This window comes from Capnocytophaga sp. oral taxon 326 str. F0382 (assembly GCF_000318295.1).
GTDB lineage: Bacteria > Bacteroidota > Bacteroidia > Flavobacteriales > Flavobacteriaceae > Capnocytophaga > Capnocytophaga periodontitidis.
In genome coordinates this window covers 37999-58521 of record NZ_KB291413.1, presented here as the reverse complement: position 1 = coordinate 58521, position 20523 = coordinate 37999, and the positions used below count along the sequence as shown (strand labels likewise).

Here is a 20523-nt window from a genome sequence, read left to right as displayed (position 1 = left end):
CAAAGTTAGTCTCAAATTGTGTCAAAACACTGAGACTCTTGTTAATTATTAATTGTCAATTGTCAATTGAACCACGACGTCTACATATCATTAGGAAGTAATTTAGGGAACCGTAAAGCGTACTTACAACAAGCCATAGAAGGCATTGCTACGCGGGTAGGTACCATTGTGGATATAGCCCCTATCTACGAAACACCCTCTTGGGGATTTTCTGGCGAGGCTTTCCTCAACACTTGTCTGCTCTGCCGCACCTTCCTCTCTCCTGAGCAGGTGCTAATGCAACTCTTGCAAATAGAACACGAACTAGGGCGCGAACGTATGCCTCACTCTAAAGGCTACCAATCCCGTACAATTGACCTCGATATACTTTTCTATGACGATGAAGTGATTCATACCGATAGACTTACCATACCGCATCCTCTCTTGCAACACCGCAAGTTTGTGCTTAAGCCTTTAGCTAATATCGATGACCTCAAAGTGCACCCCGTACTTAAAAAAACAGTTGCCCAACTACTCCGAACTACCGATGATACCTCACCCGTGCAACGCTTGTCCGATCAACTGTCATTTCCCGCACAAAAGTCGCCGTTTTTGAATTATAAGTACATCGCTATTGAAGGTAATATAGGCTCTGGTAAAACTACTTTGGCAACTAAAATCGCCGAAGACTTCAATGCTAAACTGATTTTAGAACAGTTTTCCGATAATCCTTTCTTGCCTAAATTCTACGAAAATCCTAAACAATATGGTTTTACACTCGAAATGTCGTTCCTTACCGAACGATACCAACAAATGCGGGAACAATTAGCACAAACCGACTTGTTTAAAGAGTTTGTCGTTTCCGATTACGATATCTTCAAATCCCTTATTTTCTCTAAGGTAACCCTTACTGATGATGAATTTGTGTTGTACCGCAAACTTTTCTATATTCTCTATAGCCAAATCATCAAACCCGATTTGTACGTATTCCTCTATCAAAATACCGATCGCCTTATTGAGAATATCAAAAAACGCGGCAGAGAGTACGAACAGAACATCTCCCCCGATTATTTGAAAAAAATACATTATGGCTATTTGGATTTTATACAGAAAAATACTGCTATCAATTCTCTTATCATCGATGTAACCGATCTCGATTTCGTGCAACACTACACTCACTACGAGTATATTATAGAAAAAATCCGTGAGAATTAAGCTATGAAATGTACCCTTTTGCTTTTAGTATTTTCTACAATTGTCCTCAACCATTGTAATAGTCAATCCCCTGCCTCTACCGCTGTTAAAGAGCCTGAAGTAATAACCATTCCTTTCAGCGATGATATTTCTCTACAATGGGATGTCGCTTCTCAACAACTGCTTCAAAACACCAATTATCAACGCTATCAAGAAGATAGTGAGGCTATCACTCTATTGCTTAATAGTATTACTGATACTACAAATCTTAAAGTAATGGTCTGTTCCAAAGAAAAACCATTGCGCAAAGGTGATGTAGCTTTTCTTTATTTGCAAGAAACACTAAATATTCCTTTGTTTCAATGTTTTTATATCCAATTTGATGTATTTGAGAAAAAATGTACTTATCCTTCAAACTTACTGAATTATGTAGAAGAATATCGGACAGAAGTACAACAAAAGCTACGTACATACCTTGGAAAATCCTTGTCTAATCCAAAAATTGGCGTACAAGCAACACTAAACTACACTGATGTAAACCGAGAATATGCTGAGGCAGTTATTGTAAATTACTCAGGTAAACCCATTGAAATCAATACTTATTATGTGTTTCACTTTGGGTTACAATATGAAGATGAGAATGGCGAAGTTAAAGATATACAAGGTTGTCCACCTCCTTCTGTGCCTCCAGCAAATTTAGATGATTGCAAAAAAACTTTGCAGAAAGGTGAGAAATACAACCTTGTCTATTACATAATTTATGAAATGAACAATTGCGAAGATATGCTCAACTTTGATAAACCGGTTGTAAAAATCCGTGCTTCTATACATTACAAGTATCCAAATGATAAGAAATATAATGTAGCTTATACCAATTGGATAACTTATGAAAAACGCCCTTAATATTTTCCTCTTAACAAATTATTTTCGCTATTCGTAACTCGTATTTCGTAATTATTTGTATCTTTGCCAAAAATTGATTTTTAAGATACAAATGAATATATTACGATTTATCACCGCAGGTAGTGTAGACGACGGTAAAAGTACTCTCATCGGTCGTTTGTTATATGATAGTAAAAGCATTTTAGCCGACCAGCTTGAGGCACTCGAACAACAATCTAAAAATAAGAACGATGATGGTATAGACCTCGCTATCCTCACCGATGGTCTTCGTGCAGAACGTGAACAAGGTATTACTATTGACGTGGCTTATCGCTATTTTGCAACCCCTAAACGCAAATTTATCATCGCCGATGCCCCTGGTCATACGCAGTACACCCGCAATATGATTACTGGTGCCTCTAATTCCGAGCTTATTATTATTTTAGTAGATGCTCGTAATGGTGTAACCGAACAAACTCGCCGCCATTCCATCATTGCCTCACTGCTCAATATTCCAGAAGTAGTTGTAGCTGTAAACAAAATGGATTTGGTAGGCTATAGTGAAGAGGTATTCAAAAATATCCAACAAGAATACGAAGGTATCGCCAAGCGTTTAGGTTTGAAAAGTGTACACTATTTCCCGATTTCTGCTTTTGTAGGTGATAACATTGTGAATACAACCAAAGCAATGCCTTGGTACAAAGGAAATTCATTATTAGACTTCTTAGAAACTATAGAAATCAACAAAGATAATTACGATCAACCTCGTTTTCAGGTACAGTATGTAATACGCCCTCAAACTGAAGCCTTACACGACTATCGCGGTTACGCAGGACAAATCATATCGGGTGTCTATCGCAAAGGGGATGCTATAGTGGTACTCCCTGAAGGTATCAACACTAAAATCAGCAAGATAGAGCACAATGGCGAAGAAGTGGCTGAAGCCAAAGCAGGTGACCCTGTAGTGTTACATATCGAAGATGATATCGATATTTCTCGTGGCGACTATTTTGCTAAACAAGGAGCTGAACCTCAGCAAGGTCAGGATATAGAAGCCCTTGTGTGCTGGATGGATAAACGTGAATTGCGCGAGGGTAATAAGTACTTGTTACAACAACGCAGTAGGATCGTAAAAGCCGTTGTAAAGGAAATTGAATACAAAATTGATGTCAATACCCTTGACCAAACTGAAGGAGTAGAAAGCGTAAAACTCAACGAAATAGCAAAAATCCGACTCAAAACAGCTGCCCCTTTAGTATATGATGCATTCCAAAGCAATCCTCCGATGGGTAGCGCCATCCTCATTGATGAGACTAGCAATGCTACCGTAGGAGCTGTGATGATTGAACATTGATAATTTTTTCAATAGTTCCTCAATAGATACAGGAATGTTAAATAACGTTAAAAAAGAAAAGGGTATATGTATTATGTTTATATTTGCACTTGAATAACATATAAAAAATAAAGCGTATGACAGGTACAGAATTACAAGAAATGGTCGACAAGCTATGCTTAGATATGAAAGCCAATTTGTCAGGATTTATCTTTTGTGGAATCCTTAGATGTGCTGATGCAACTATTATAGGATCATCAGTAGCCAATACAGGAATTTCAGAAATTGCAAAAGAAGTAGCACCCTTTTTCTCAACTATTGTAGAACAAGTGAAAAAAGTAGTTGCTTCAAGTGAATCCTTAGGAGTTAAAGAAACTCATAGTATTCTTATTGAAACTGATAAGATTACTAATGTTATTGGAGTTTCAAATTCAGGGAAATTTTTTATCCTCTTAGCCTTAGAACGAAACAAAGCTAATATAGGAATAACGAGAACTTTGGTTGAAAAAAGTAGACCTATCGCAGCGATATTAGACGAACAACTTTAGAAAAATAGCTAATAGTATTTTTACAGCACAAATTTAGAAACTCTAAATTTGTGCTTTTTTTGTATAGAAATCTGCAATCGCTGGGTGGGTATGTATAAGGTAGGTTTGTTTATTTGCAATTTATTTTTGCTTGACTATAAAACTATTCAACATAAAATATTTTTTTTATAAAAGTTTGATTTTGAGTAAGATGATTAGATTGTTTTAACACAGTGTAAAAGAAGTCTAAAAAATATGTTAAAAACACTTGGAGGTTATCAAAATAATATATAGCTTTGCGCCATAAAAACCAAACACTATATATATTTTTTATGACAGGAACAGAATTACAACGATTACTCGATGCTCACTGTTTAGATATGAAAGCCAATATGCCTGGTTTTCTATTTTATGGAATCCTTAGCTGTAAAGATGGAACCATTTTATCTAAAGCTTCAGCTAATGAAGAATCTTCAAGAATTGTAGAACAAGGTTCTGCCTTTCACTTAACAATTGTAGATCAAGTGAAAAAAGTAATAAACACTAACAAAACTATGGAAGATTTAGCGTTAGATTACATTCTCATTGAGGCTAATAAAATAACCTATATGCTAATGATTTCAGCTTTAGGGAAGTTTTTCTCGATTACTGCCTTAGATAGACCAAAATCTAATGTAGGTATTTCAAGAGCTTTACTATATAAATGTAAAGCAGAATTTGGAACAATGTTAGACGACTTCTTTTAGAAACGAGCACTAAAGTAAAAAACTTTATAACACAAATTTGGAATATCCCAAATTTGTGTTTTTTTTGTTTTTACGAAAATATGTCGTATATTTGTCGTCTGAAAATAAAACGAAAGATATATGACGTTACCAAAATTAACCTCAGAACAAGCAATGGCACTCGAAAACCAGTATGGTGCCCATAATTATCACCCACTACCCGTCGTACTCTGCAAAGGACAAGGCGTGTATGTGTGGGACGTAGAAGGCAAACGCTACTACGATTTTCTCTCTTCTTACTCTGCTGTAAACCAAGGGCATTGTCACCCACGCATCATCAAAGCACTTACTGAGCAAGCTCAAACCCTTACCCTTACTTCTCGCGCTTTCTACAACGATAAGCTCGGAGTGTACGAAAAGTACATCACCGAGTATTTTGGCTTCGAGAAAGTTCTACCAATGAACACAGGTGCTGAAGCTGTAGAAACAGCCATTAAAATATGTCGCAAATGGGCGTATGAACAAAAAGGAGTACCCGAAAGCGCCGCAATCATCATTGTGTGCCATCAAAACTTCCACGGGCGCACCACTACAGTAGTTTCTTTCTCATCCGATAAAAATGCACGTAAAAATTTCGGCCCCTATACACCTGGTTTTGTTTCTGTTCCTTACAACGATTTGGCAGCTTTAGAACAAGTGCTCGCCGATAATAAGGCTACAGTAGCAGGCTTTTTAGTAGAACCTATACAGGGTGAAGCAGGCGTATATGTCCCCTCCGATGGCTACTTGAGTGGAGCTAAAGCTCTATGCGAAAAGTATAACGCCCTTTTTATCGCCGATGAGGTACAAACAGGAGTAGCGCGTACTGGGAAGCGTTTGGCAGTAGATCACGAAAATGTAAAACCCGATATATTGGTATTAGGCAAAGCCCTTAGTGGGGGGGTATATCCTGTGAGTGCTGTTCTTGCCGATGACCGTATAATGCACGTAATCAAAGCAGGACAACACGGTAGTACCTTTGGCGGTAACCCTTTGGCTGCTGCTGTAGCAATTGAAGCCTTACAAGTAGTAAAAGACGAGCATCTGGCTGAAAATGCCGCTCGATTGGGTGAAATTTTCCGCAAAGAAATAGGCGATTATATCAAAACCTCAAAAGTGGCTACCTTAGTACGTGGTAAAGGACTCTTAAATGCTGTGGTTATCAACGATTCCGAAGAGAGCAATACAGCGTGGAATATCTGCTTAAAGATGCGCGATAATGGCTTGCTCGCCAAACCTACACACGGTAATATCATTAGGTTTGCCCCACCATTGGTGATGAATGAAACCGAATTGAAAGAATGTATTGCTATCATTACAGAGGCATTAAAACATTACGAACCATAAAAGTATAATAAAAAAAGTCTGAAAAATTGCTGTTCTTATAACGCATTTTTTCAGACTTTCTTTTGTTGATATAGAGAGAATACTAAAAAAAATCATCTAACATTGTCCCAAACTCAGCTTTACATTTGTAGAGTAAGGCTCTCGAAATACCCATATTCGCCTTAGCTCTATCTAAAGCAGTAATAGAAAAGAATTTACCAAGAGCAGAAATCATCAGCATAAAAGTGATTTTACTCGTTTCAATAAGAATGTAATCAAGCTCTAAATTACCTAATTCTTTATTGCTTTCAACTACCATTTTTACTTGATTGACAATAGTGAGGTGAAAAGCAGAACCTTGTTCAATAATTCTCGAAGCTTCAGCATTAGCCGAGGCTCTGCTTAGAATGTAACCATCAGCACAGCTTAAAATTCCATAAAAGAGGAACCCTGGCATATTAGCTTTCATATCTTGACAATGAGCATCAAGCATCAATTGTAGCTGAGAAGCTGTTAGTTTTTCATTTGTACTTGTCATAATTTGGTTTTTTTAAGTTTTTGTAGAGCAAAAGTAGAAAATAAAAATTAATAATCCTAATTTTTTAGATAGAAAATTTTTTTCTTAAAAAATATTTTTTTGTACATTTGCACCACAGAAACAAATTTTACTTTATAAAAGAAAGAATTATGTACAATTTATTAAAAGGAAAAAGAGGCATTATCTTTGGTGCTTTAGATGAAAATTCTATTGCTTGGAAAACAGCAGAACGCGTACACGAGGAAGGTGGTAAGTTTGTACTTACCAATGCTCCTGTGGCAATGCGTATGGGACAAATAAAAAACTTAGCCGAAAAAACAGGTTCTGAAATCATTCCTGCCGACGCTACCAATATGGACGACCTTCAAAACTTGGTAACTAAAGCAATGGAAATTTTAGGGGGCAAGTTGGATTTTGTGTTGCACTCTATTGGTATGTCGGTGAATGTGCGCAAGAATATCCCTTATACCGAATCTAACTATATGAATACTGAAAAAGGTTGGGACGTTTCAGCACTTTCTTTCCACAAAGTATGCCAAGTGCTTTACAAGAATGATGCAATGAACGAGTGGGGTAGCATCGTTGCCCTTACTTATATGGCAGCCCAACGTACTTTCCCTGATTATAACGATATGGCTGATAACAAAGCTTACTTAGAATCTATTGCGCGTAGTTTTGGCTATTTCTTTGGTAAAGATAAAAAAGTGCGCGTAAACACCATTTCACAATCGCCTACTGCCACCACTGCAGGACAAGGTGTAAAAGGCTTTGATGGTTTTATTGCTTACGCCGATGCAATGTCGCCATTAGGCAATGCCACCGCTCAAGATTGTGCCGATTATACGGTATCTCTCTTCTCCGACCTTACTCGCAAAGTAACGATGCAAAACCTCTACCACGACGGAGGTTTCTCTAATACAGGTGTAAGCCAAGAAGTAATTGAACGATTCGCTAAGTAATGAAATACCTTTTCATTTATTTAGTACGCTTTTATCAGGTAGCTATTTCACCTCTGAAACCGCCTACTTGTAGGTATACCCCCACCTGCTCTCAATACACTTTGGAAGCTCTGCAAAAATATGGCTTTTTCAAAGGAGGTTGGTTAGCTATCAAGCGTATATGTAGTTGCCACCCTTGGGGAGGTAGTGGCTACGACCCTGTACCTTAACAAAAAAGCAAAGTGAAATAAAATCTCCACTTTGCTTTTTTTGTAACTGATTATTTTATACTTTTGTACTTGTAATTAGCATCATTAAATATCTAAACTTTATGAGAACCATTGCTTTTATTGTATTATCCTTACTGTTGTTTTCGTGTAAAACAGTACAGCGCCCTAAAATGACAGCTTTTATGGATGAAGCTGCTATTAAGACTCTTAATGAAGGAACGTATTATGTGTATTCTGAGCCTATGGAAAAGCAAGCACCCTTGTTCTTTCCGCTACTGCCCAAAGAATACCAAGAAAAAGCACAATCTTCAAGTAAATTCAAATTGCAAGTAAAAGCTGATTCGCTGTACGTGAGTTACCAAAAGGTGAAGGATAGCACAACTACCGTTACGATGAGGGCTGGCTTCAAAGGCAAACAAAAAAAGAACTTTTGGCAGCGTTATAATAGGTTTAGAATCTATCCGTTTATTCCTATTTATTTAGGAGTGGATATCGATAGAATACGTATAGCTCCTGATAAAGACGGTAATTTATTAGTAGAAGTGTATAGAGACCTACAAGGCGCTGTATTTTTAATACAATTTTTCAACACTTATTACGATACTTTCGTATTTAAAAGAGAAGAACAAACTCAAAAACCTATATCTAATGAATTATCTAAAGAAACTACAACAAAGTGATGAATTTGAATACTGTGAAGGTGCTACCGCCGAAGAAATTCAAATTGTAGAAACATCTTTAGGGGTATTACTCCCTGAAGTGTATGTAAAGTTTTTGAGCGAATGTGGCTCTTGTAACTTTGGGGATACTTATATCAATGGAGTTTACAAAGAAGATGGAATATTATCATACCCAATAATAGAACTCACAAAACAGTTGAGAGAAGAGCTCAACCTCCCCGATGATTTTATTGTACTCAATTACGAAATAGATGAATACTTGATTCTATATAAAGTCTCAAAAACAGATCGCCTCAACGATTCAAAAGTATATGGTGCTGAAGTACATTGTAATAAAAACAATGATTTTGTAATGAGCAAACCTACACTTCTATTCAATTCTTTTGATGAATATTTTGAGGATTTCTTAGAATTAGCAGACTAATTACTATGTAAAAATAAGCCTTTAAAATGTTGTAAAATTGCTTATTTCTACAAAAATGTAAAAATAAGCTATTGTTACTATGTTTATTTTTACTATTTTTCTTTCCAAAAAAATGAAATATTTTATAAAAAAGAGCAAAGCACTTTAACGCGCTTTGCTCTTTTTGTTCCTTAAATAATGTAAGTTTGGTATAAGTAATTGTTTAAAAATCAGCGAAATATTCTAAGTCTTCCACGAATTTTACGAATTTTCACGAATTTGAGTTCTCATAAAATTTTCCTCTTTACATTATCTCACAAATTTTCACCTGACAGTGAATTATTTTAATGTGAGTTCGATATAAGAAATATCTATTTAATTATATGCTAATCAAATAGATAAACAACTTTGCTGTTTTTGGTAAGCTGGTGCTGCTGGATTTACACGGATTATGACGCAAATATAATTTATTCTGTTATATAAATAATGTGAGCTACAAGCTATTTAAGTAGGCACGAGCTACAAGAAATGCGTCAGTGAGGGGATTTTTTTATAATTTTACTATTAGATGATTTATTACTTCCAATCTATTACGAGGTCTGAAAGTTCAAGACTCGCAAACTCACTAGACCAACTATCAGCTGGTCCAAATCCTACTCTTGCTGCTGCAAATTTCAATCCTTTAACACTTGGAAGTATCTGTTTAAATACTATATAGGACTTTACAGGTACTTCTGTAGGAATTGTATTACAGCTAAAATCACCACTTTTTGCATTACCTACAGCAACTGCTTTAGAATAGTACTCATTACCTTCATAATCAAAAGCATTTATTCTGCTATTATCAAGACATACCTTTTGATGTACTAATTTATGAGAAATCAAGAGATTTACAGTTACGGTTTGAGCTTTTTTATCACCTACTACCGAAAGAATTTTTACGTCAATATTAGGTGAAAAGCTTTTTACCTTCCCATTGCCATCACCTTGACCACTAGTTGCATTTGCAAAGATTTTATCAGCAGTAGTTTGAAAGTCTTGGGCTTGTGATTTGATTTCACCATTTTGTAAAGCCTTATCAAAGAAAGCTCTTATCTCTTTCTTATCATCTAATTTTAGAACTACCAACTTATTATTGTCTATACCATTGGCAAAATGTTTAATTGTAGCCTTATTACCTAAAGCTGAAAGTTGCTCTTTAGTAGCATTGTCAGAGCTCTTCTCTTCGATAGTACCTCCTGTGAACATAGAAATATAGTCACCAGTGGTTATAATATCATTGATAAAGATATTTTCGTACTGAGTACCTCTTGCAGGTACTCCAAGAACTAATGTTTCACCTTTTTTATAGGTGTGGTTATCTACAGCAGTATACTCTTTTCTGGAGTTTTTAGCTTGAGCTACTGCAAAACTGAGATTTAGTACTAAAAGTGCTACTAAAATGATGCTTCTTTTCATTTGTTTATTAATTTTTTGGATTACTATACCTACTCTATTCAGGCTTTTCGGTTACCGCCTTTATCGTGTAGGTTTCGTTACATTTAAGCAATAAAAAAACGTGGAAACATTCCTTATTGCTCAATTTCTGAAGCCCGACCAAAGGCTATGTTACAAAGCAAAAGGAATGCCCACGTAACCGCAGGCATTTCCACTTTCACTTTCCTTGTAACATTGAAAAATTGGTCGTTTTCAGAAATTAGGAAACTGTAAAGCGAAACGCTATATGTTATTTTATAATACTATTTTAAAAACTATACAAGTTAATACTTCTTATAATAGCTATTTTGGTTTAATGAGGCAAATGTACAAAAAAGTTTTATTTCTACAAAGCAAAAGAACAATTTTAACACAAAAAAGCAATGTGCATTTTCTCGCACATTGCTTTTTTTATTAATTACTTCTTATTTCTTATTTGTAAAGATTGCGAAGTTCTTTGGCGGTATCAACCATTGCGTGGAGAGCTGCTTTGGTTTCTGGCCAGTGGCGTGTTTTGAGTCCGCAGTCGGGGTTTACCCACAATTGCTCTTTTGGCACTACCGAAATGGCTTTCTTCATCAAGTTGGTCATTTCTTCTTGTGAAGGTACGCGTGGTGAGTGAATGTCGTATACCCCAGGTCCTATTTCGTTAGGATATTTGAAGTCACCAAATACATCGAGGAGTTCCATTTGTGAACGTGAACACTCTATGGTAATCACATCGGCGTCCATATCGGCGATAGCTTCAATCATATCGTTGAACTCGGAATAGCACATATGGGTGTGGATTTGAGTTTCGTCTTTCACACCTGAGGCTGAAATGCGAAATGCTTTGATTGCCCAATCGAAGTAGGCTTTCCACTCGCTCTTGCGCAATGGCAAACCTTCGCGGATAGCTGGTTCGTCAATCTGAATGACTTTGATGCCAGCTTTTTCGAGGTCTACCACTTCATCACGGATAGCCAAGGCTATTTGCAAACAAGTTTCAGAACGCGGTTGGTCATCGCGTACGAATGACCATTGCAAGATAGTTACAGGTCCTGTAAGCATACCTTTCACAGGCAATTTAGTAAGCGATTGTGCGTATTTACTCCAGCGTACAGTCATTGGTTCAGGACGAGAAATATCACCAAAGATAATCGGTGGCTTTACGCAACGTGAACCATAGCTTTGTACCCAACCGAATTTGGTGAAGGTGTATCCTTTGAGCAATTCGCCAAAGTATTCCACCATATCGTTGCGTTCGAACTCTCCGTGTACGAGTACATCGATATTGGTATCTTCTTGAAAACGGATAGACTCTTCAATTTCTTTTTCCAATAACTTGTCGTATTCGGCTTGAGTGAGTTCTCCTTTTTTGAAGCGAGCACGCCAGCTGCGTACCTCGTCGGTTTGAGGGAATGACCCAATAGTAGTTGTAGGGAAAAGAGGTAAGTTTAACGCTTTGTGTTGTGCTACTTTACGCTCGTTGAACGGACTGTGGCGCACATCGTCTTTGGCTGTGATGTTGTTCACGCGCTCTTTCACTTTGTTGTCGTGGATAAGCGGTGAAGTTTTACGTGTTTCAGCTGCTTTTTTGTTTTCTTCAAAAACGGCTTTTACCTCAGGTGTTATGTGACCTGTAGCAAGGGCTTGCAAAGTAGTTACTTCTTTTACTTTTTGTTTAGCAAAAGCCAACCATTGTTTGATTTCAGGGGTAAGCACTTTCTCGTTGTTTTCGAGTTCGAGATTGCAAGGAGAGTGCAATAATGAGCAAGAAGTAGCTATCAATAGGCGATCAGCCCCGATAGCTTCTTTGGCTTTCTCAATCAATGCTAATGAATGTTCGAAGTTATTTTTCCAAATATTACGTCCGTCCACTACTCCAAGCGATAGTTTTTTATCGGCAGGAAGTGCTTTGAGCACTTTGTCAAGCTGAGCTGCGGCGCGCACTAAATCGATGTGCAATACATTGAAAGGCAATGATACAGCCAATTCGGTATTGTTATCCAATGCCCCAAAGTAGGTAGTGAGGATAAATTCGGTAGTAGGGAATTTGCTTCTTAGCTCCGTATATACTTTTTTGTATACATCGGCAGCGCCTTCAGGAAGGTCGAGAGCTAAGTAAGGCTCATCTATTTGAATAGTTTTAGCACCTGCATCTACTAAACTTCGTACGATTTGTACATACACAGGCAACAAACGTTCAGCCAAGTCTAAACGGTGGAAACCTTGTTCTTTTTCTTTACCGAGAAGCAAATAAGTTACCAAGCCGATAAGTACAGGTTTAGTGTCGAAACCGTGTTTTTTAGCCAAGTTATATTCTTGCAAAGGTTTGTTTACAAGAATTTTGAAAGATTGGTCTTTAGTAAATTCGGGTACGATATAGTGGTAATTGGTATCAAACCATTTGGTCATTTCCATAGCAGTAATATCGATACCATTTTTTTGATAACCACGTGCTAAAGCGTAATAACGCTCCAAATTACTCAACTGATGAATAGGAGTAAAACGCTCAGGAATAGCGCTTACCGTGAACGAAAAGTCAAGCATTTGGTCATAGAGAGAAAAGTCGTTAGAAGGAATCAAATCTACTCCTGCTTCTCTTTGTAGTGTCCAGTTGTGAACACGAATATTTTCAGCTACTGCTAAGAGTTCTTCTTCTGATATTTTACCAGCCCAGAATGACTCATTAGCTTTTTTAAGTTCTCGTTTTTCACCGATACGAGGATAACCTAATACGTTTGATTTCATATAAAATTCTTATTTAAAGTGCAAAACTACAATATTTTATCAATCTACCAAAATAATGTATTAAAAAATATTTTGGTGTTTTTATAAGTTTATTAAAACAGTTTAAAGCTCGCTCTTGCAAACACATAACGCCCGTTGAGCCCGAATTGAGAAGTGGCGCGTGAATATACAAATTGATCGTTGTTGTTATTCACTTTTACGTTCTTTTCGGGGTAAAGATCGAAAAGGTTGTTTACGCCCAGAGTGAGGGTAGCTTTTTCGCTGAAATTATAAGCAATAGAAAGGTCGGTAATGAGTTTGCCGCGTATCACTTGATGACCGTAGCTATCAAACTCAAAGTCTCCTATTTGGTCGGTAGTTTTGATGATATCAGGACCTGTGGTTTTGCCGTAATAGGTATTGCGCAAATAAGCGTTCCATTTGCCTATACTGAGGTTGTGAGAAAGGGTTGCTTTGAATCGTGGAACGGCTTCTTCTAAATAAATACGAGCTCTTTCGGAGAAGAATTTACTCTCTAAACCTGCATTTTTTATTGCTTCGGGGGTGTGAATAGTCCCTACTTTGCGCGTTTGGGTGAGATTGAGACCAAAATCGTTATTGATACTCCATTTATCTCCTTGATAATGATGTGCTATTACAACATCTATCCCTTTGGTTTCGGCATCAACGCCATTGGCGAAGAACTGTACGCTGTTCACATTAGCAGTATCGAATATTTGTTTGAGTTCGTTTTCAGCAGGTGAAGAACCTGTTGGCTTGCTAAAAGTTTCGGTGAGGATGATGCGATTGTCTACACGGATGAAGTAGGCATCGGCACTGAGAGAAATACCCGCTTTTGGCAAGTTTAGAGCGAACCCTGCACTCACTGATTTAGATTGTTCTTCTTTGAGTTTTTCGATGCCAAAGAGTTCAGCCGCTTTAGAGATATTGTTGAACGTACCTGTTTCTTGCAAATTTCCGTTGAGGTAGAGGGTGCCTATATTGGTGTAATACAATTGGTGGATAGAGGGGGCGCGGAATCCTGTAGAGGCAGCAGCGCGCAAATTTACATTAGGGAGGAGCTTCACGCGAGTTGCTAATTTATAGTTGAAAGTATCGCCAAAATCGGAATAGTTTTCATAGCGCAAGGCGGCATTGGCTAAGAGCCAACGAGTGATGTCGGTTTCAAATTCGGCATAACCCGCCCATACATTGCGCGTTTTGGTGAGAGCACTCTCCTCACGCAAACCACTGAATACCTGTGCACCACCAGGGAGGTAAGCCCCAAAAAAGTCAGTAGGTTTTTGGTTATTAGGGGTATTGCCGTCCTGCACTCTGCCCAAAAGATCATAAGTAGCATAAGAACTTTCATCACCTGCTACAATACTATAGGCTTCGTGGCGTTGCTCAGCACCCAATGAGAGGTTGGCTTTCTCGAAAAGGTTGAGGGCTCTGGAAAAATCGAGGTTAAGAGTGTTTTGCAAGAAGCGCAATTTGCCAGCATCAAAAGAAGAAGGAGAGGCAAAACGCAAACTGGTGTTGCCCGTATGCTTGATAGTATAGGCAAACTCATTGCGTCCAAAAGTATTGCTGACATCAATATGCCACGCTCCTGCTTCGCCTTTAAAACCTGCTGAGATAGAACTATCCTGAATATCAGTAGTTATCCAAGGCAGATATCCGTTAGGATGTAACCCTGTGAAGGTGCGCGCTTGATTAGGTCGCCTAAAGAAACCACCAGCCTCACCATAGCGGTAACTCTGTCCGCCAAAAGCATAGAATTTCCAGCTATCGGAAATAGGAAGTTCGGTATTGAGGAAGAATTGCGTACCGCGCAGACGCGATTGCCCCACGTGCATATTAAAGTCTTTACGCGTTAGCTGACGATAAGCGAGTTCATCATCGGTAACATCTTTACTCAGAATACTGCGCAGACTGGTGAGCGAAGTAGCATTTTGAATTTGTGATAGGAAGGAACTGTTGAAATAGCTAACTTGACCAGCGTAGTTTTTGATGAGCCCCAATAGTTGAGGGGCGGCATTTACATTGCTATTGCTAAAATAGTTAGATAGATTATCGCCTGCTTCTAAAGCGCGCTGTTCAATTGCATTATAGGCGTTGAAGATAGTGCCATCAAAAGTGCCTGCTCTAAAAGTAGGGTTGCGGAATTGCGCTGAGAAAGTGAGGTTGATAAAGCCGCCTTTTTTGCCGAGGTCAGTGCTATAATTGAGGTCTAATTGTCCTTGTTCGCCGTCGTAATCACCGCGATGATCATTGGCTTTTGGGGTTATGTTAGCCCCGTAACTCACTTGGGCAGAGAGTCCTTTTTCTTTTTTGAGGTTGAGATTGAGTACCCCAGCAATGGCATCCGACCCGTATTGAGCAGAAGCACCATCGCGTAAGATTTCAATTTTAGAAAGTGCAAAAGAGGGAATTGCATTGAGGTCAGTACCAACGGTACCACGACCAGGTGCGCCATTTACATTGATAAAGGCAGAAGTGTGTCGCCTTTTGCCATTGAGAAGCACTAAGGTTTGATCGGGGCCTAAACCGCGTAGTTGAGCGGGGTCTAAGTGGTCGGTGCCATCGGTTACCACTTGAGGTGTAGAGGTGAAGGAAGGCGCTATACTATTGAGTATCTGATTAATATTCACTTGCGGTTGTGTTTTTACGGTTTTCACTACATCAAACACATCCACCGGCACAGGACTATCTACTTTTGTGCGTCCACCAGCACGTGACCCAACGATGAGCACCTCGTCAAGTGCTTCAGCATCACTTTCTAAGAGAATGTTTAAAGTAGTGGTTTTGCCTACTTTCACTTCTTTGGTTTTAAAACCTATATACGAAAATACAAGTACATCGTTTTCGGAGACTTGTAGACTAAACTGTCCGTTTTCATCAGTATTAGTACCTTTTGGGGTATTTTTTACAACGATGCTCACCCCTATTAGAGGTTCTTTTTGGTTATCGGTTACGATACCTTTAACGGTTTGAGCCGAAGCAACGGCTGAAAACAGAAAGACTAAAAATACTAAAAAGCGGGTTTTCTTTCTCATCACTAAATTATTTTTAAAAAGGTTATTACTAAGGGGAAATAAAAAAGGAATGCAATGTAACATCATTGCATTCCTTTTTATATAGGGTAAAGTAAAGAAACAACGATGCCTTCCTATGGGGAAACCATAGAACAAAGCATCATCATATTTTTACTTGTGAAAGTCATATTATGTGTTATGTGTTAAATTCGGGGGCAAAGTTAGTGATTTTTTCTGAACTACCAAAAATTTTAAGTATTTTTTTTTAATACAACCACTAATTGTTAACTACTAATACCCTACGGCAGTATCATCACCACGAGGGTCGGCACCACCTTCTAAACTACCATCGGGCTGTACTAAAATAGCATCTACTTTACCAATGATAACAAAGTTTTCTTCACGAGGTTTATAGCCTTTAGCTTTGAGTTTGGCAATGACTTCGGGAGCAAATCCGTTGGGCTCATACATCACATCATCGGGTAGCCATTGGTGGTGGAAACGCGGTTTACTCACCGATTCTTGCATCGTCATACCGTATTCGGCTACGTTGAGAAAACATTGTAATACCGAGGTGATAATCGTTGAACCGCCAGGGGTGCCTATCACCATAAAGAGCTTGCCTCCTTTTTCTATAATGGTGGGGCTCATAGAACTAAGCATACGTTTGTTAGGAGCAATGGCATTTTTTTCAGAACCTACTAAACCATAAGTGTTTGGTTCACCAGGTTTGATGCTAAAATCGTCCATTTGGTTGTTGAGGAAGAAACCGCCTCCTTTCACATATACCTTACTACCATAATTGGTGTTGAGGGTAGTAGTAACCGCTACGGCATTGCCAAAACGGTCTACAATGGAGTAATGAGTCGTTTCATCACTTTCGTAACCTGCAATTTTTCCGTGTGCTATTTCAGAAGATTTGCTCGCTTTATCCCACGAAAAACTACTCATACGTTCTTTGAGATAATCGGGAGAGAGAAGTATTTCGGTAGGGACTTTCACAAAGTCGGGGTCGCCCATATAGTAAGCCCTATCGGCATAAGCACGGCGTTCGGCTTCTACTAATAACTGAATGTATTGCTCGCCGTTATGAGGATACTGACCTATATTATAAGGTTCTACACTTTTAAGAATCTGTGCCAAGCAAATTCCTCCACTTGAAGGCAATGGCATAGAGTTGACAGTATATTTTTTATAAGTAAAAGTAACAGGCGTACGCCATTGAGGTTCGTAGTTTTTGAGGTCGTCTAAGGAGAGGATACCACCGAGTTCTTGCACGTAGGCAACAATACGTTTGGCAGTTTCACCTTCGTAGAATTCAGCTCTACCATTATCGCGTATACGCTCTAAGGTTTTAGCAAACTCTTCATATTTAAAGCGCTCACCTGCTTTCCAACCATTTTCAAAAGGAGTAACATAGTTATTCACTTGCTTGATGAGCTCTACATTTTTATTCATATAAGAATCAGCCTGCAGTTTGGTGATGATCACCCCATTGCGCGCCAAGTCGATAGCAGGCTGGATGAGTTCGGCAAAAGGGAGAGAGCCAAACTTTTGATGTACAGCGAAGAGTCCTGCAATAGTGCCAGGTACACCTACAGCCAAAGCACCCAGAGTACTCTTATTGGCAATTACGTTGCCATCTTTGTCTAAATACATATCGCGATGCGCTTTAGCAGGTGCTTTTTCGCGGTAATCTAAAGCTCCTTTTTCACCATTAGCTAAACGGTATACCATAAAGCCTCCACCCCCTATGTTACCTGCATTGGGGTAAGCTACTGCTAAGGCAAGTTCGGTAGCCACCATCGCATCGAAAGCATTGCCTCCTTTTTTGAGGGTAGCAAGACCTATTTGAGAGGCTTCTTCTTTGGCACTCACTACCATAGCGTGTGCGGCTACTACCCCTTTTTCGGGAGAAGATTGTTTTTCAGTAGGAGTATTGCGGCAACTCACCAATAAAGCAATTGCCGTTAGTATAGAGAAGATTTTTTTGAGCATAAGTTTTCTGTTTTTAGAGATGAGAAAAAAGCGTCAGAATTATCATAATAGGCTTTGTCAAAGTCCTTGGACTTTGACAAAGCTTTGGATACAAATCTGACACTTGTTATCTAAATTCTAAGCAAGTACCGCTTTTACTTTATCGGCAGCTTCTTGGAAGAGGATTGCTGAGTGAACGGCTAAGCCTGAATTGTCTAATATTTCTTTAGCAAGCTCGGCATTCGTACCTTGCAAACGTACAATGATAGGCACTTTGATAGCATCGCCCATATTTTGATAGGCATCTACCACGCCTTGTGCTACGCGGTCGCAACGCACAATACCACCAAAAATATTGATGAGGATAGCCTTTACATTAGGGTCTTTGAGGATAATGCGGAAAGCAGCTTCTACGCGTTTAGCATCGGCGGTACCTCCTACATCAAGGAAGTTAGCAGGTGAACCACCCGCTTGTTTGATCAAATCCATCGTAGCCATTGCGAGTCCGGCACCATTTACCATACAGCCCACGTTACCATCGAGAGCGACATAGTTGAGCCCTACTGCTTTAGCTTCTACTTCTATTGGGTTTTCTTCACGTGTATCGCGATAAGCTGCATACTCAGGGTGACGGAAAAGCGCATTGTCATCAAGAGTTACTTTGGCATCTACTGCCATTATTTTATTATCAGAAGTTTTTAGAACAGGGTTGATTTCAAACAAGCTAGCATCAGAAGATACATAAGCATTGTAGAGTGCTGTTACGAACTTTACCATTTCTTTTTGAGCGTCACCAGTAACTCCTAAGTTGAAAGCTATCTGGCGAGCTTGAAAAGGCAAGAGCCCTACGGTAGGGTCGATTTCTTCGGTGAAGATAAGATGAGGTGTTTTTTCGGCTACTGCCTCAATATCCATTCCGCCTTCGGTAGAATACATAATCATATTTTTACCTTTGGCACGGTTTAATAGTACCGACATATAGAACTCTTTAGGATCGCTTTCACCAGGGTAATATACATCTTCCGCGATGAGTACTTGATGTACTTTTTTTCCTGAAGGTGGTGTTTGAGGGGTAACGAGTTGCATACCTATAATTTGAGAAGCGATAGGTTCTACTTGGTCTAAACCTTTGGCTAACTTAATGCCGCCGCCTTTACCGCGCCCTCCGGCGTGCACTTGTGCTTTTACCACATACCACTGAGTATTAGTGGCTTCGGTGAGTTGTTTGGCAGCCTCTACGGCTTCAGTGGGGGTGTGAGCAACGATGCCACGTTGTACGCGCACCCCAAAACTCGAAAGGATTTCCTTTCCTTGGTATTCGTGTAAGTTCATACGAGATTGATTTGGTAACTATTCGGCAAAGATACGAAACAATTTATTAATTAGCAAAAAAAATAATTAATAATACTTCTAAAAAATGCTAATTTGCTAATTAGCAAATAATCCTTACTTTTGCGCTCTAAACTGAAAAAGAATGAAAAATACCTATATATTAGCTATAGAATCTTCTTGCGATGATACTTCAGCTTCAGTGCTTTGCAATGATAAAGTGCTTTCTAATGAGGTGGCAAATCAAGAGGTGCATAAACAATACGGCGGGGTAGTGCCCGAATTGGCTTCACGCGCTCACTTGCAAAATATAGTGCCCGTAGTGGCTCAAGCGCTCAAAAAAGCAGGAATAACCAAAGAAGAGCTCTCGGCTATTGCCTTTACCAGAGGGCCAGGATTAATGGGGTCGTTGCTCGTGGGGACTTCATTTGCAAAATCGCTGGCAATGGGACTAAATATCCCACTCATTGAAGTGAACCACATGCAGGCACATATTTTAGCACATTTTATAGAGGAGGGTCAGCCGAAACCCGAGTTCCCTTTTCTCGCGATGACTATCAGCGGAGGACATACCCAAATTGTGAAGGTGAACAGCTTTTTTGATATGGAGGTGTTGGGCGAAACCCTTGACGATGCAGTAGGGGAGGCGTTCGACAAGACCGCTAAAATATTAGGACTGCCTTACCCTGGAGGACCTCTCATTGATAAATACGCCCAAGAGGGCAACCCTAAAGCCTTCAGTTTTTCTAAACCTAAAATATCTTTCCTAAACTTCAGTTTTTCAGGACTTAAAACAGGTATTCTCTACTTTATACAGAAAAACACTGAAGAAAATCCTAATTTCATAACTGAACATTTAGCTGATATTTGCGCTTCAGTACAACACACGATTGTAGAAATACTGATGAGCAAACTCAAAAAAGCTGTAAAAGAAACAGGTATCAAGCAAGTGGCTATTGGGGGAGGAGTATCGGCTAATTCGGGTATTCGCAATGCGCTCACAGCTTTAGGACAGCAATACGGTTGGCAAACCTTTGTGCCTAAATTTCAGTATTGTACCGATAATGCAGCGATGATAGGTATCGTAGGTTATCACAAGTTTTTGGAAGGAAATTTTGTAGCACAAGAAGTAACTGCCCAAGCGCGACTTTCTTTTAATTAGCAGATTTGTTAATTTATTTTGAAACATTCAAAATA

Annotated in this window: 17 protein-coding genes; 11 read left to right on the top strand and 6 right to left on the bottom strand. The window is 38.9% G+C overall.

Translation table 11 applies throughout. The annotated features are described in order from the left end of the window. The first annotated feature begins 66 nt into the window (after nt 1-66). From folK to rocD, 6 genes are all read left to right on the top strand, one after another. Nucleotides 67-1194 carry a 2-amino-4-hydroxy-6-hydroxymethyldihydropteridine diphosphokinase gene (folK, locus tag HMPREF9073_RS07940; protein ID WP_009413329.1) on the top strand — a complete coding sequence of 376 codons (1128 nt, stop codon included), beginning with the start codon at nt 67-69 and terminating at the stop codon, nt 1192-1194. Nucleotides 1195-1197: 3 nt separating this feature from the next. Next, nucleotides 1198-2076, top strand: coding sequence for a hypothetical protein (locus HMPREF9073_RS07935; protein ID WP_009413328.1), 879 nt, complete (start codon nt 1198-1200; stop codon nt 2074-2076). 91 nt (nt 2077-2167) lie between these two features. After that, complete coding sequence (locus HMPREF9073_RS07930) at nt 2168-3409, top strand: sulfate adenylyltransferase subunit 1 (RefSeq protein WP_009413327.1); 1242 nt, start codon at nt 2168-2170, stop codon at nt 3407-3409. 116 nt (nt 3410-3525) lie between these two features. Beyond that, complete coding sequence (locus tag HMPREF9073_RS07925) at nt 3526-3936, top strand: hypothetical protein (protein ID WP_009413326.1); 411 nt, start codon at nt 3526-3528, stop codon at nt 3934-3936. A 311-nt stretch (nt 3937-4247) separates the two neighbouring features. Beyond that, entirely contained in the window at nt 4248-4661 is a 414-nt protein-coding gene (locus HMPREF9073_RS07920) for a hypothetical protein (RefSeq protein ID WP_009413325.1), read from the top strand. Nucleotides 4662-4781: 120 nt separating this feature from the next. Then, nucleotides 4782-6026, top strand: a complete 1245-nt coding sequence (gene rocD / locus HMPREF9073_RS07915; RefSeq protein ID WP_009413324.1) for an ornithine--oxo-acid transaminase — start codon at nt 4782-4784, stop codon at nt 6024-6026. Between the two features lie 82 nt (nt 6027-6108). On the opposite strand, the gene HMPREF9073_RS07910 is transcribed toward rocD, so the two are convergent. Continuing rightward, nucleotides 6109-6543 carry a hypothetical protein gene (locus tag HMPREF9073_RS07910; RefSeq protein ID WP_009413323.1) on the bottom strand — a complete coding sequence of 145 codons (435 nt, stop codon included), beginning with the start codon at nt 6541-6543 and terminating at the stop codon, nt 6109-6111. A gap of 149 nt (nt 6544-6692) precedes the next feature. Between HMPREF9073_RS07910 and HMPREF9073_RS07905 the strand changes: the two genes are divergently transcribed. From HMPREF9073_RS07905 to HMPREF9073_RS07890, 4 genes are all read left to right on the top strand, one after another. Continuing rightward, nucleotides 6693-7502, top strand: coding sequence for an enoyl-ACP reductase (locus HMPREF9073_RS07905; RefSeq protein ID WP_009413322.1), 810 nt, complete (start codon nt 6693-6695; stop codon nt 7500-7502). After that, nucleotides 7502-7711, top strand: coding sequence for a membrane protein insertion efficiency factor YidD (gene yidD / locus HMPREF9073_RS07900; protein WP_002680684.1), 210 nt, complete (start codon nt 7502-7504; stop codon nt 7709-7711). Before HMPREF9073_RS07905 ends, yidD begins: the two co-directional genes overlap by 1 nt. A gap of 101 nt (nt 7712-7812) precedes the next feature. Beyond that, nucleotides 7813-8391 carry a hypothetical protein gene (locus tag HMPREF9073_RS07895; protein WP_034555652.1) on the top strand — a complete coding sequence of 193 codons (579 nt, stop codon included), beginning with the start codon at nt 7813-7815 and terminating at the stop codon, nt 8389-8391. Continuing rightward, complete coding sequence (locus HMPREF9073_RS07890; RefSeq protein WP_009413320.1) at nt 8360-8815, top strand: SMI1/KNR4 family protein; 456 nt, start codon at nt 8360-8362, stop codon at nt 8813-8815. The genes HMPREF9073_RS07895 and HMPREF9073_RS07890 overlap by 32 nt, the downstream gene beginning before the upstream one ends. 555 nt (nt 8816-9370) lie before the next feature. Here the strand turns inward: HMPREF9073_RS07890 and HMPREF9073_RS07885 are convergent. The 5 genes from HMPREF9073_RS07885 to sucC form a co-directional block, all read right to left on the bottom strand. Further along, a complete protein-coding gene (locus HMPREF9073_RS07885; protein ID WP_009413319.1) occupies nt 9371-10252 on the bottom strand; it encodes a hypothetical protein in 882 nt (293 codons plus the stop codon). Between the two features lie 450 nt (nt 10253-10702). Continuing rightward, nucleotides 10703-13003, bottom strand: coding sequence for a 5-methyltetrahydropteroyltriglutamate--homocysteine S-methyltransferase (metE, locus tag HMPREF9073_RS07880; protein ID WP_009413317.1), 2301 nt, complete (start codon nt 13001-13003; stop codon nt 10703-10705). Between the two features lie 92 nt (nt 13004-13095). After that, nucleotides 13096-16041: a TonB-dependent receptor gene (locus HMPREF9073_RS07875; RefSeq protein ID WP_034555676.1), complete on the bottom strand. Its 2946-nt coding sequence runs from the start codon at nt 16039-16041 to the stop codon at nt 13096-13098. Nucleotides 16042-16311: 270 nt separating this feature from the next. After that, entirely contained in the window at nt 16312-18018 is a 1707-nt protein-coding gene (gene ggt, locus HMPREF9073_RS07870; RefSeq protein WP_009413315.1) for a gamma-glutamyltransferase, read from the bottom strand. Between the two features lie 117 nt (nt 18019-18135). Further along, nucleotides 18136-19329 (bottom strand): ADP-forming succinate--CoA ligase subunit beta, encoded by a 1194-nt coding sequence (gene sucC / locus HMPREF9073_RS07865; protein WP_009413314.1) that lies wholly within the window; start codon nt 19327-19329, stop codon nt 18136-18138. A 142-nt stretch (nt 19330-19471) separates the two neighbouring features. On the opposite strand from sucC, the gene tsaD reads away from it, so the two are divergent. Beyond that, on the top strand, nt 19472-20488 hold the full coding sequence (gene tsaD, locus HMPREF9073_RS07860; protein WP_009413313.1) for a tRNA (adenosine(37)-N6)-threonylcarbamoyltransferase complex transferase subunit TsaD: 1017 nt from the start codon (nt 19472-19474) through the stop codon (nt 20486-20488). The last annotated feature ends 35 nt before the right edge of the window (nt 20489-20523 follow it).